Genomic DNA, 12,543 nt, shown 5'->3' with positions numbered 1-12,543 from the left:
CTTTGGTTGGTTGGGCGGCGCTTAGCACAGATTCGCGGTCCGCCGATACCGAGACCGTCAGTACACAGCGCCCATCGTGAAAGCGAACCGTTCCTTATGGGGCTTCGTAGAGTTCCAGCGGCAATCCATCCGGGTCCCTGAAAAAGGTAAACCGTTGGTCCGTATATGGGTCGATCCGGATAGGCTCGACGGCAACGCCTGCGGCTTCCAGGCGGATAATTACGGGCTCAAGATTGGACACAGCGAATGCCAGATGTCTCAGGCCTGTCGCCTCTGGGTGGGACGGCCGCATCGCCGGTGTGGGGAAGGAGAACAATTCCAGTTGGGCCGACCCGATCCGCAGATCCGCCTTCCATGACTGCCGCTCCTCCCGATAGATCTCCCGGATCAGATCGAGGCCGAGGAGTTCGACGTAGAACCGTCGCGACCGGTCGTAATCGGTGCAGATGAGCGCGACGTGGTGAATGGCGTTCAGCATGCTGCTAACCCTGGTCAAGCTGGGATATGAGGCCAAGGTGCCTCAAGGCCTGGATCGTCGCGCGCCATGGCTCTGATTTACGCCGTCGCTCAACCCCACCCATAACACCCGCGCTCCACCGCCAGTCGGCGCACCAGCGCCAGCACGGCATCGATGGTCGGGGTCGGTCTGTCCGTTAGCCGGCCAAGTTCCTGCACCGCGCTCACCAGCGCGTCGATCTCCATCGGCCGGCCGCGCTCAAGGTCCTGCAGCATCGAGGTCTTGTGTTCGCCGACATCGCCGGCGCCCTTGATGCGCCGGTCGACGGTTATGGGAAAGCGCACTCCGAGGCTTTCGCCGATCGCCTGCGCCTCCAGCATCATGGTGCGGGCGAGCGTGCGGGTGCCCTCGTCGGCAACGATCGCGGCCAGCGTGCTGCCGGTCAGCGCCGAGATCGGATTGAAGGAGAGATTGCCCCACAGCTTCACCCAGATTTCGCTGCGGATGTCGTCGCGAACCGGCGCTTGCAAGCCGGCCTTGACCATCTCCTCGGCCAGAAGCGTGACCCGTTCGCTGCGCTCGCCCGAGGGCTCGCCGAGCGAGAAGCGCTTGCCCTCGACATGGCGGATGAGGCCGGGAGCATCGACTTCGACCGCGGGATAGACGACCGAGCCGATGACGCGCTGCGGTCCGATCCGCTGCCAGATGGCGCCGCCCGGATCGACCGCGTTCAGCCTGGTGCCTTCGAGCGGCCCGCCGACGCCGTGGAAATACCACCACGGCACGCCGTTCTGCATGGTGACGACGGCGGTATGTTCTCCGAGCAGCGGTGCGATCTGGTCAAGGGCCGGGGTGAGGGAATGGGCCTTCAGCGCCAGCACCACATAATCCTGCACGCCAAGTTCCTCGGCATTCGCGGCGGCTTGGACGGGGACGGACGTCTCCTGGCCATCCTCGATCAGGCGCAGGCCATTTGCCTTGATCGCGTCGAGATGCGCGCCGCGCGCGACGATCGACAGGTCGGTCCGCCCAGTGATCGCCAGCTTGGCCGCGAGATAGCCGCCGATCGCACCGGCGCCGAAGATGGTGATCTTCATCGTCAAAGTCCGAGTTTGGCGGCAAGGCCGATGCGTTGCAGCTTGCCCGTCGCGCCCTTTGGGATCTCGTCCAGGATCAGGATCTTGCGCGGCACCTTGAAGTCGGCAAGCCGCGTCGCGGCATAGGTGCGGATGTCGCCCTCGGTGGCGCTGATGCCTTCACGCAGCACAACCGCCGCCGCCACCTCCTCGCCAAGCTTGTCATGCGGCATGGCGAAGGTGACGACCTGCGCCACCGCCGGATGGTCCATCAGCACGTCGTCGACCTCGAGCGGCGAGATCTTTTCGCCGCCGCGGTTGATTATCTCCTTGAGCCTTCCGGTGACGCGCAAATAGCCGTCCTCGTCCAGCACGCCCTGGTCGCCGGTGTGGAACCAGCCATGCGCGAAAGCCGTGGCGTTGGCATCCGGGTTCTTTTCGTAGCCCGCCGTGACATTGGGCCCGCGAATGACGATCTCGCCGGTCTCGCCGGCTGCGAGCAGCCGCCCGTCGGGCGCCATCACAGCCACGTCCGGACCGGCGGAGGCCCCGACGCTGCCGGGCTTGCGCTGGCCCGGCGGCAGCCGGTTCGAGGCCATCTGGTGCGCGGCCTCAGTCATCCCGTAGGATTCGATCACCGGGCAGCCGAAGGTCGCTTCCAGCTCGGTCATCACCTGCGCCGGCAGCGATGCCGAGGACGAGCGGATGAAGCGAAGACGTGCCGCCGCCAGCGCCTCGGTATTGCGCGCCGCCCTGGGCAGGATCGCCTGATGCATGGTCGGCACCGCCGTGTACCAGCTCGGCTGCGCCTCGCTCAGCCACTGGAAGAAGCGCAGCGCGTTGAAACCCGGCGTGCAGTAGATGCTGCCACCGGCAGCCAGCGACGACAGCACGGCCGCGATCAGGCCGTGAATGTGGAACAGCGGCATGATGTTGAGGCAACGGTCATTGGCTGTCAGGCCAAGCGTGCCGCCGATATGGGCAGCCGAGGCTGCGATGTTGGCATGGCTGAGCGGCACCAGTTTTGGCCGCGACGTCGTGCCGGAGGTGTGCAGCAAAAGCGCGATGTCGCCGTCTTGCGCCATGTCGGGTGATGCCGGGGGTCCGATCGCCGCGCCCCCGATCGCAAAACTGCCGGCGGGTGTGCCGGGCTGCACGACAAGCCGCAGCACGCCGATGCCGAGCCGCTCGGCCACCGTCACCGCAGGGCCGGTCTCGCCCTCCGCGACAAGGATCGCCTTGGCGCCGATGTCGGTCAGGTAGAAATCGAGCTCGTCGGCCCGGTAGGCGGGATTGAGCGGAGCCGTCGAGGCGGCGGCCGCCACGGCGACGAAGGCGGTGGCCATCTCGGGCCCGTTCGGCAGCACGATCGCCACCCTGTCGTCCCGGCCGATGCCGCGCGCATGCAGCTGTTTTGCCGTGTCGGCGATCAGGCTGCGCAATCCGCCATGGCTGAGCGTCGCCCTGTCGGGTGCCAGAATGGCGGGCGCATCGTCGACGCCGGCGGCGAGACGGCGGGAGAGATCTACGTGGGTTTCGGTTTGGGTCATGATCACCGGCTGGATTTCGAACGACTATTGGCGGGATATGGATACGCCATTGGACAACGGATCGCCTCAATATCCAAGCGCCAAACCATCCTTGCGCGGATCGGAAGCGCCGGTCAGCGTCCCCTTCTCCCAATCGATCAGCACCACCTGCCCGCCGCCAAGCGGATGATGCGGTTCGGCGATGCGGTGGCCGCGCCGGCGCAGGCCCTCGATTGCATCAGTGGGAACGCCACGCTCGGCCTCCACGGTGTCGTCATTGTAAAACACCCTGGGCGCATCCAGCGCCTGCTGCGGGTCCATGCCGAAGTCGATCATGTTGGTCAGCAGATGGACATGACCGAACGGCTGGTAGCCGCCGCCCATAACGCCGAACGGCATCACCACGCGGCCGTTCTTCGTCGCCATGCCGGGCATGATCGTATGCATAGGCCGCTTGCCGGGCGCGATCGCGTTCGGATGTGCCGGGTCGAGGCGGAAGCTCGAACCGCGGTTCTGCAGCACGACACCGGTCTTCGGGCCGACGACACCGCTGCCGAACGAATAATAGGTCGAGTTGATGAAGGAGACCGCGTTGCGGTCGCGGTCGACGATGGAGATGTAGACCGTGTCACTGCCGGGCAGCTCCACGCGCGGCAGATGCGTCATGGCGCGTTCGCGGTCGATCTCGGCGCGCAGCCGGTCGGCATAGGCGCCGGACAGGAGCTGCTTCACCGGCACCGGAACGTGGTCCTGGTCGCCGACATAGCGGTCGCGGTCGCGATAGGCCAGGCGCCCGGCCTCGATCTCCAGATGCAGGCGTTCGGCGCCATTCGGGTCGAGCCCGCCGAGCTTGAAGCCCGACAGCACGTTCAGCATCAAAAGCGCCGTCAGCCCCTGATTGTTCGGCGGCATCTGGTGGATCTCATGGCCGCCATAGGAGGTGCTGACCGGCGCCACATAATCGCCTCGGGTCGCGGCGAAATCCTCGGCCGAATGAAGTCCGCCCAATTCCTTGAGCCGGCGCACGATATCGTCGGCGACCGCGCCTTCGTAGAAACCGGCCCGGCCGTGTTTGGCGATGATGCGCAAGGTCGCCGCCAGTTCCGGCTGCCGGTGGACGTCACCCGCCTTCGGCGCCTTGCCGCCCGGCAGGAAGATGCGCGCGGCATGCTCGTCGGCCGACAGGTCGGTTTCCGGTTCGGCCCAGTCGAAAGCGACGCGGTCGTGCACGACATAGCCGTTTTCGGCATAATGGATGGCCGGCGCCAGCGCCTCGGCAAGGCCCTTGCGGCCATGGTCTTCAAGCAGGCGGCTCCAGGCATCGACGGCACCCGGCACGGTGACAGCATGCGGGCCCTGCAACGGGATGCGATCGAAACCTTTTTCGCGGTACCAGTCGACTGTCGCCCTGGCCGGCGCGCGGCCGGAGCCGTTGAAGGCCAACACATTGCCTTGCCCCCCGGGAGAATAGAGCACGAAGCAGTCGCCGCCGATGCCGGTCGACTGCGGCTCGACCACGCCCTGCACGGCGGCGGCGCAGACCGCGGCATCCATGGCGTTGCCGCCGGAGCGCAGCATGTCGATGGCCGCAAGGGTTGCAAGCGGATGCGACGTCGCCGCAACCGCTTCCGTGGCACGAACCGGCGAGCGTCCGGGAAACTGGAAATCACGCATTCTGTCTTTGTATCCCCTGGTCTGATGGATGCGACGCTGCCGCCATGGCGTAACACGACACGGCAACGGATCGCTTCGGCTTCTCGACACTGCGCATTTTGCCAATTCTCCTCGTTACGCCAGACGCGTATCAGGCTCGGACCCGATAAGGCGTTAGCCAGGTTTCCAGCGCGTTCAGTGCCGAGATGATCGTGAAATTGATGGTGAGATAGATCGCGCCCGCGGCCACGAAAACCTCTACGGCGCGATAGGTCTGTGAAATAAGCCCCTGGGCGATGCCCGTCACTTCCATCAGGGTGACGATCGATGCAAGCGACGTACCCTTTACCATGAGGATGATCTCGTTGCTGTAGCTCGGTATGGCCTGGCGCAGCGCCAAAGGCAGAACGACGAGACGCAGGGTCTGGAGCCGTGTCATGCCGAAGGCTGAGGCCGCCTCGACAAGGCCGCGCGGCACACCCTGTATCGCACCCCGCAGGATTTCGCTGCCATAGGCCGCGGTATTGAGACTGAGCGCGATGATGGCGCACCAATAGGGCTCGCGAAACAGCCACCAGAGCCCAACTGCCTGAAGTGTGGGGCGGAACTGGCCGAGGCCGTAATAGATGAGGAATATCTGGACAAGCAATGGCGTGCCGCGAAAGACGGCAACGAAGGAGCGTATGGGCCAGACCAGCATCCGATGGTTTCCCTGCTGCGCCAGTGCGAGCACCAGGGCCAAGGCAAAGCCTATTCCGATCGACAACCCCGCAAGTTGCAAGGTTAACGGCAAGCCGGAGAGAAGGGTGGGAATGATCTCTCCAAAGAAGGCGAAGTCGATCATGCGTGGACCATGCCTCGCCACGCCCGTGCCTCGCCGTAGCGAAAGACCGATCCGGTCACGGTAGCGATGAGGAAATACAGCGTCGCGGCTGCTATATAGAAGACGAAGGGCTCCCGCATCGATCCCGCGCCGATCTGAGATTGCCGCATCAATTCCACCAAGCCGATCACGGAGATCAAGGCTGAATCCTTGAGCACAAGCTGCCAGACATTTCCCAGGCCCGGCAGGGCGTGCCGCATCAGTTGAGGCACGATGACGAGACGCAGCGATTGGAACCGGGACAGGCCGAGCGCCTTGCTAGCCTCAAACTGGCCGAGATCGACGGCGAGATACGCTCCGCGATAGACCTCGGCTTGATAGGCGCCCGAAATGATGCCGATCGCCAGGACGCCAGTCGCAAATGTCGGCAGCCCGATGAAGCCTGCGCTGCCGAAGAATTTACCGATCTCAGTCAATGCTATGCTGCCGCCGTAGTAAAGCAGGTAGATCGTCAACAGATCGGGCACACCCCGGAACACCGTGCCATAGCCCTTGGCGGCCCATGACGGTAAAGCTCTCGTGGAGAGCCGGCCTCCTGCTGCAACCGCGCCGAGGAGAGCGCCGAGCAGGAAGCCGAGGACTGACAGCGCAAATGTCACGCCAGCTGCCAGCAGCAGGGCTCCGCCCCAGCCGCCCTTGCCCACGGAAAGGATATGGAGTGTGTCCGTCATGTGAAACCTGATCGTTCAGCGCGGCACTAGGCCGATCGGTTGATACCAATCGGCCGGACAGAATACACACGTGGCTACTTGACCGGCGTCACGTCCGTTTTCACCCATTTTTCCGAGATGCGTTTAATGGTCCCGTCGGCAATGGCGGCGCTGATCGCGTCGTTCAGCATTTCCTTGAGCTTGGCGTCTTCCTTCCTGAGTCCCGCACCCGTTCCGGCGCCGAACAAGCCGCCGACAAAGCCCGGACCTGCAACCGTGAAGCCCGAGAATTCGGGTTTCGCGAGCGTGGCGGCGAGCGCTGTCTTCTGAGCGAATATTGCATCGATGCGGCCCGCGGCCAGATCGAGATCGTGCTGCTCGGTCGTCTTGTACTCACGGATTTCCACCGTGTCGCCGAAGTATTTCTTGACGAATTCGAGCATGGCCGTGGCCGCCTGGACACCGACCACCTTGCCCTTCAGCAGGGGCTTCAACTTTTCGACCGCAGCCTTGGTAGCAGCCTCATCGTCCAGTTTGAATTTCTCGCTCGAAGCGCCGAGCTTCCCCAGATCGCTATCCTTGGCGGCCGCGAACCCGCCCGGGTCGATCGCATAAGGCTGGGTGAAGTCGATGGTCTCGAGGCGTTTGGGCGTGATGAACATGCTGGCCATGATCACATCGAACTTGCCGACCTTCAGCGAAGGAATAAGTCCGTCCCAGTCCTGAGCGATGATGGTGCATTTGACCTTCATCCGCTCGCAAAGATTGTTGGCGAGTTCGATCTCCAGTCCGTCGAGCTTGCCGTCCGCGTTGGTGAAATTCCATGGAGCGTAGGCGCCCTCCGTGGCGATGGTTATGGCCTTGGGCGCGTCCTCGGCCAATGCGGCGTGCATGAAGCCGAACATGCTGAGTGCGGCCGCAACTGCGGCCAAACGACAAACTTTCATGTGGTTCCCCTTTTTTGATAGGCTGATCGAGCTGTTCCTACGTCCGGCCATTACCGGTTCGAGGCCATTCTTGTCCGGCCGGTGTTCGTCACCGGCTCGGACTCACGAACTCGGCCAGCATCGGTGCTGTGCTGAGAATATGATCCTGCATCACCTTTTCCGCGTGAAGTTCGTCGCCTGAACGCAAGGCCGCGATCACGGAGGCATGCTCCTCGCGCGCAGAATGCGGCTTGTCACAGTCGTCGAACCAGATGCGCATGTAGGGCTCTATCACCACATGCAGCGCCGATATCTGGTGGATAAGCTTGGGCCTCCGGCTTAGCGCACAGATACGGCCGTGGAATTCCTGGTGGCGGACCACCCAGTCGCTGCTGCCGCTCTGGCCCGCGCGTTCCATGCGCTCGAGCAGGCGCTCGAGTTCCTCGAACTCCTCCTCATCGATCCGGGGCATCGCCAGCCTTACGGCCAGTCCCTCCAGAACCGAGCGAATTTCGAAAATCTCGTAAAGCTCATCGACCGTCAGGCCTGCGACCACGCATCCACGATTGGGCCGCAGAACCACCAGCCCGTCGGAGGCCAGGCGCCGAAAGGCTTCCCGCACCGGCATGCGACTCATGCCGATCTCGGCGGCAATCTCCTCCGGAATAAGCCTGTCGCCCGGTTTGTAGCGGCCGAGGCGAAGGGCTCTCTGAACGTGTCTGTACGCCTCTTCCTCCGCAGTGGCGGACATCTGTGGCTCTGCCGGAAAGGCTGCTGGCATGGGGCACCTAAAAGTATTTTTGTATCCACGTATCATCAAATCCGTATTTTATTTCATCGTCAATACCCGGTGGCGCCGTTCAGAAGCCAATACTGGTGCAGTGCACCACCGGCACGATCTATTTCGGGCCGGGCGAGTCTTTGGGGCGGTGCCGCGTTGGGCGTGGCAAGTCAGACCGGCCACCACTCCAAATGGGACGACAACAGGCCAAAGCGCGGAAATGGCGACTGCGCAACGCCGGCACGCGCCCATGTGCGGGGCTCGCGAGACAACGTGCTGCGCCTGCTGCAGGCCAATTCGAATTATCGGAATTTCCTAGCCAAAGCGTCCTGAGGGGCGAGGAACTTGCGCGAGGCCTGCCCGCCGACCGACCATGACGACAAGCGCCTTTGAGCCTTCAGCCCTTGCGCTCTTGAAGGCTGTTGCCGCCGTCGACCACCAGCAGCGCGCCATTGACATAGCTGGCACCTTCCGATGCCAGGAACACCACCGCGGCGGCTACCTCATCCGGCCGCCCGGCCCGCGCCGGCGGCGTATTCAGGGCGGCTTGCCGCTCCATCTCGCTCGATGACCCCGTTTCGATCCAGCCGGGAGCCACGGCATTGACTGTTACGCCGCTTTTCGCCACTTCGAGCGCCAGCGTCCGCGTCAGGCCGACCATGCCGGCCTTGGCGGCGGAATAGGCTGCCGTGCCCTCGAAAGACACCAGCGGCCCGGTCACCGACGCCACATTCACGATGCGCCCATAGCCCGCTTCGACCATCGCGGGCAGAAACGCCTTCGTGACGAGGAATGCGGTCTTCAGGCTGACGTCGATCCCCTGATCCCAGTCGGCCTCGGTCGTGGCGAGAAACGCCTTGTCGACCGATGGCGATGCCAGCGAGCCCATGCCGGCATTGTTGACCAGGATATCGACCGCGCCGACATCGGCCTGCAGTCGCGCGACATCGTCAGCGATGGTGAGATCGGCGACCACCGCCTTGGCATCGATGCCTTCGGCGCGGAGCTCAACGGCGCGATCGAGCACACGCGCACTGGCACCGGTGAGAAAAACGGCATGGCCGGCATGGCCGAGCTGCCGGGCAATGGCAAAGCCGATACCGTCGGCCGCACCGGCCCCGGTGATAAGTGCGCGCCGGATGCTGGTAGAGGGAACGATCAAATCAGGCTCCACTGACTTCCGCTTGTCGCGGATTCGGATGACGCGATCAAGTGCACGTTTCCAACACGCGCCCCTCTTGGGAGACATGGGAACAGGCTTTAGTTCCTCCCGGTAGTTCCTCCCGGTCGCGTGTGCGCCAGGCTGCGATGGGCCTCAAAGGAACGTTCGCTCTGCCGGAACCGGCTGAATCCGGCGCCGAAGCTGTTACTGTAAAAAGTACCAATGTCTCAATTGTTTGAGTGTTGCGCCTGACGAGGTCAAACTGGGAACTATTATGTGATTGTCTCAGCTCTGGAATCCCGCCGGACACGCCGGGCCTGAGCCCTGTCGTCAGCGGCCGTCGGGCATCTCGAAGCGCGCGTCGCTGCCCGTCACGTCCGCTTGTAGACGCACCACAAGGGCGTTGCATCGAGGTTGCCATCGCCTCGGAGTTCGAACCCGTTATTGTGGTAGAATTGGAGGCTGCCTGGATTGCAGGTGTCCAGATAGACACCGCGTGATTGTGGATCTGCGTGGGAGCGCGCGCAAAAGGCATCGAGCAGGGCCTTCCCTGCGCCCTTGCCCTGAAGGGACGGATGTACGCCGATCACGCCGAGATAATAATGATCTTCGTTTGGCTGATGAGCCTCGCAGATTTTCTCGTAGGCCGCGAGGTGCGCAGCAAAGCCGGGCACGCCGAGTTCGAACTGGCGCCATTCGCTGGCGAGCGCCGCAGGCCAGACCGGGCGCGAGGTGTCGTATCCCATTGCAGCGCCCAGCACGCCGTCGGCTTGCTGCAGCACATATGCGGGCATCCCGAGCGCGATCCTGGCTCTGAGCAGCATAGAGAAAAACTCCGTCGCCCCGGCGCGGACGCCATTTGGGTTTTCGCGAAAGAGATACAACATCAAGGGGTCTTGGGCGAAAGCTTCGCCCAGGGCAGTGACGGCCCCTTCGATGTCCCCAGGCCGAGCACTTCTGACTACGAACATTGCAATGCGACGTGCGGTGAATTCGACGATACGTTAGCACAGCATCCAGATCGCCCGGCAACAGCTAAATGTCTCAGAAGTACGCCGAAGCGGACATCGATTGCTGGAGTTTGAATCCTGGCGTCAGAGAAGGCTGGTCGCGTTTGCGGCTATATGCCGTCGGCAACAGATAGCGCGGTTTGGAATGTGCACTACAATTTGGCGCGCCCGAAGAGATTCGAACTCCTGACCCCCAGATTCGTAGTCTGGTGCTCTATCCAGCTGAGCTACGGGCGCGCAACAGGCCATGCTTTCCATGACCCCGCAATCCGATTGTAAACGACCGGTCGCGACGAGACGTGTTCCCTAGCGACTGAATTTCGGAAAAGCAAGCCGATCCGGCAAAAGTTTTGTCACAAGTGCCTTGGTTGGTGATGAAGGCTGGGATTCCGGCAGATGGCAACGGTCCGAAGTTGAGCCGGTTCCTGCTCATTGGAAGAAGCATCGGGCCAGAAGACAAGAGGGCCGGGCGACCCAGCGCTCTAAACCGTCAGGCGGGGCGGCGCAGGCCATTGCGCGCCTGATCGAGCCGGACCGGCTGGTCGGGGATGGTGACGGCGAATGTGGTGCGCCCGCCAATGCTCTCGACCAGCTCCACGGTGCCGCCATGCGCGCGGATCAGTTCGTGCGCGATCGCCAGGCCAAGGCCGGTGCCGCCGCTGCGGGCCGAGCCACGAAAGGCCGCGAACAGATTTTCGCGCGCCTTGGGCGGCAGGCCGGGTCCGGTGTCGCTGACGGCAATGCGGCTGACGCTGCCCAGGCGCACGGCCGACACCGCCAGGCGGCGCACCAGGGCGCTTTCGCTGTCTGCCGCCATCGCCTGCACGGAATTCCGGCACAGATTGGTGAGCACGCGGAACAGCTGGTCGGAATCGGCGTCGATCTCGAATGCCGGCTCGACCGAATTGACGAACTCGATGCCTTGCTCGATGTCGAGCAGGCCGTGCACGTCCTCGACCAACTGCCGCAGCCTCAAGCGTCGGCGCGCCGGCGGCGGCTCCTGGGTGCGGCCGTAGTGGAGCACGCCTTCGGAATAGGACACGGCGCGGTCGAGCGCGCGCAGCAGTTTCGGCGCGAAGGCCTGCACGGTCGGGTCCTTGACCTGGCGCAGACGGTCGGACATCAACTGCGCCGAGGCCAGGATGTTGCGCATGTCATGGTTGATCTTGGAGACGGCAAGGCCGAGGTCGGCAAGATGCTTCTGCTCGGAAAGCATTTTTTGCAGCCGCTCCTGCATCTGCGACAACTCGCGCTCGGCAACGCCGATCTCGTCGGCGCGGGCAGCCGGATGGATGATGCGTCCGGGATCGTCGGGCGCCTCGGAGAAGGACAGCATCGAGCGCGTCATCGTCCGGATCGGCCCGATCATGATCAGGTCGATGGCGGCATAGACCAGCATGGCGGTGAACAGCGAGATCAGCAGCGAGACGAAGGCGACGTTGCGCGAATAGCGCAGCATCGCATTGCGCAGGCTGTTGTCCGGCATGATCAGTTCGAACTCCTTGTCCGAGTCGCCGACCGGACCGAAGACGCGCAGCATCCGGTCGCCGCCGAAAAACAGCGTGTCGAGCGCACCGGTCATGCCCTTGATCATGCCGATCGAGGCGATATCGATGTGCTCGTCGACCTTCGGCGGCATTTCGGCCACCACCAGCAGCCGCGAGACGCCGCCGTCGCGCACCGCGATCGCCTTGGCGCCGATCGCCATCAGCACGTCGTTCTGGGCCGTGCGCGACAGCGAGGTGGATTCACCTTGCACCAGCACGATCGACACCGCCGCCGCCGTGCTCAGCCGCTCCTTCAGCCAGTTCAGCCGATAGCTGGCGATCCAGGGCAGGAAGATCAGCACTTCGGCCAACAGCACGAAGACGATGGTCAGCAGCAGCAGCTTGGTCGACAGGCCGCGCGACAGCGGCACCGTGCGCACGGCGGCTGGCGCCTCGGTGGCCCCCGCCGTGCCGATCCCTTCCTGTGCCTGTATGGTTTCGCTCATGCGGCTAATGTCTTCACGATCACTTGATCAACGCAGATTAGGCGATTACGGCTTTTTTGCCAATTTCATCCTTGGTCGCAAACATAAACCGGCCTGAACGGAGCCGGATTGCGCCCGACGACTCCGGATTGACTTCCAAAAGCCTTCTTTCTATAAGCCCGCACACGCTCGGGCCATTCGTCCCGGCGCGGTTTCGATCGCGCCAAAGCCGGCCCGGCAAAGCTCCTGTTACACAGTGACAGAATCAAGAAGGGCCGCACCCCGCGGTATTAAAACAAATGAAGCGTACCTACCAACCGTCTAAACTCGTCCGCAAACGTCGGCACGGCTTTCGTGCCCGCATGGCCACCAAGGGTGGTCGCGGCGTCGTCGCAGCTCGCCGCAACCGCGGCCGCAAGCGGCTCAGCGCCTGAACGGAAGACG

General features: G+C 63.5%; 12 protein-coding genes and 1 tRNA gene. 1 reads left to right on the top strand and 12 read right to left on the bottom strand.

The features are described from left to right. Positions 1 to 94: 94 nt before the first annotated feature. The 12 genes from gloA2 to MESCI2_RS0132450 all read right to left on the bottom strand — a co-directional run bounded on the left by gloA2 (position 95) and on the right by MESCI2_RS0132450 (position 12,120). Complete coding sequence (gene gloA2, locus MESCI2_RS0132510; RefSeq protein ID WP_027040137.1) at positions 95 to 478, bottom strand: SMU1112c/YaeR family gloxylase I-like metalloprotein; 384 nt, start codon at positions 476 to 478, stop codon at positions 95 to 97. Between the two features lie 89 nt (positions 479 to 567). Next, positions 568 to 1,554 (bottom strand): 2-dehydropantoate 2-reductase, encoded by a 987-nt coding sequence (locus tag MESCI2_RS0132505; protein ID WP_027040136.1) that lies wholly within the window; start codon positions 1,552 to 1,554, stop codon positions 568 to 570. Between the two features lie 2 nt (positions 1,555 to 1,556). Continuing rightward, on the bottom strand, positions 1,557 to 3,083 hold the full coding sequence (locus MESCI2_RS0132500; protein ID WP_027040135.1) for an acyl--CoA ligase: 1,527 nt from the start codon (positions 3,081 to 3,083) through the stop codon (positions 1,557 to 1,559). A gap of 66 nt (positions 3,084 to 3,149) precedes the next feature. Then, the gene (ggt, locus tag MESCI2_RS0132495) at positions 3,150 to 4,736 is read right to left on the bottom strand and encodes a gamma-glutamyltransferase (RefSeq protein WP_027040134.1); all 1,587 of its coding nucleotides are present in this window, start codon (positions 4,734 to 4,736) and stop codon (positions 3,150 to 3,152) included. Between the two features lie 130 nt (positions 4,737 to 4,866). Next, positions 4,867 to 5,559, bottom strand: a complete 693-nt coding sequence (locus MESCI2_RS0132490; RefSeq protein ID WP_027040133.1) for an ABC transporter permease — start codon at positions 5,557 to 5,559, stop codon at positions 4,867 to 4,869. Then, positions 5,556 to 6,269, bottom strand: coding sequence for an ABC transporter permease (locus MESCI2_RS0132485; RefSeq protein WP_027040132.1), 714 nt, complete (start codon positions 6,267 to 6,269; stop codon positions 5,556 to 5,558). The genes MESCI2_RS0132490 and MESCI2_RS0132485 overlap by 4 nt, the downstream gene beginning before the upstream one ends. A 74-nt stretch (positions 6,270 to 6,343) precedes the next feature. Continuing rightward, the gene (locus tag MESCI2_RS0132480) at positions 6,344 to 7,195 is read right to left on the bottom strand and encodes a transporter substrate-binding domain-containing protein (RefSeq protein WP_027040131.1); all 852 of its coding nucleotides are present in this window, start codon (positions 7,193 to 7,195) and stop codon (positions 6,344 to 6,346) included. 88 nt (positions 7,196 to 7,283) lie between these two features. Next, complete coding sequence (locus MESCI2_RS0132475) at positions 7,284 to 7,925, bottom strand: GntR family transcriptional regulator (RefSeq protein ID WP_032901445.1); 642 nt, start codon at positions 7,923 to 7,925, stop codon at positions 7,284 to 7,286. 427 nt (positions 7,926 to 8,352) lie between these two features. Further along, the gene (locus MESCI2_RS0132465; protein ID WP_027040129.1) at positions 8,353 to 9,117 is read right to left on the bottom strand and encodes an SDR family NAD(P)-dependent oxidoreductase; all 765 of its coding nucleotides are present in this window, start codon (positions 9,115 to 9,117) and stop codon (positions 8,353 to 8,355) included. Positions 9,118 to 9,488: 371 nt separating this feature from the next. After that, positions 9,489 to 10,004: a GNAT family N-acetyltransferase gene (locus MESCI2_RS1000000136365; protein ID WP_027040128.1), complete on the bottom strand. Its 516-nt coding sequence runs from the start codon at positions 10,002 to 10,004 to the stop codon at positions 9,489 to 9,491. A gap of 283 nt (positions 10,005 to 10,287) precedes the next feature. After that, positions 10,288 to 10,364 (bottom strand) — tRNA-Arg (locus MESCI2_RS0132455). A gap of 253 nt (positions 10,365 to 10,617) precedes the next feature. Continuing rightward, complete coding sequence (locus tag MESCI2_RS0132450) at positions 10,618 to 12,120, bottom strand: sensor histidine kinase (protein ID WP_027040127.1); 1,503 nt, start codon at positions 12,118 to 12,120, stop codon at positions 10,618 to 10,620. Positions 12,121 to 12,398: 278 nt separating this feature from the next. Between MESCI2_RS0132450 and rpmH the strand changes: the two genes are divergently transcribed. After that, the gene (gene rpmH / locus MESCI2_RS1000000137710) at positions 12,399 to 12,533 is read left to right on the top strand and encodes a 50S ribosomal protein L34 (RefSeq protein ID WP_008833937.1); all 135 of its coding nucleotides are present in this window, start codon (positions 12,399 to 12,401) and stop codon (positions 12,531 to 12,533) included. Positions 12,534 to 12,543: the final 10 nt, after the last annotated feature.

The organism is Mesorhizobium ciceri WSM4083 (assembly GCF_000519305.1).
Classification (GTDB): Bacteria; Pseudomonadota; Alphaproteobacteria; order Rhizobiales; family Rhizobiaceae; genus Mesorhizobium; species Mesorhizobium ciceri_B.
Note: the sequence above shows the minus strand (reverse complement) of the source record. Positions and strands in the feature narration are given on the sequence as shown.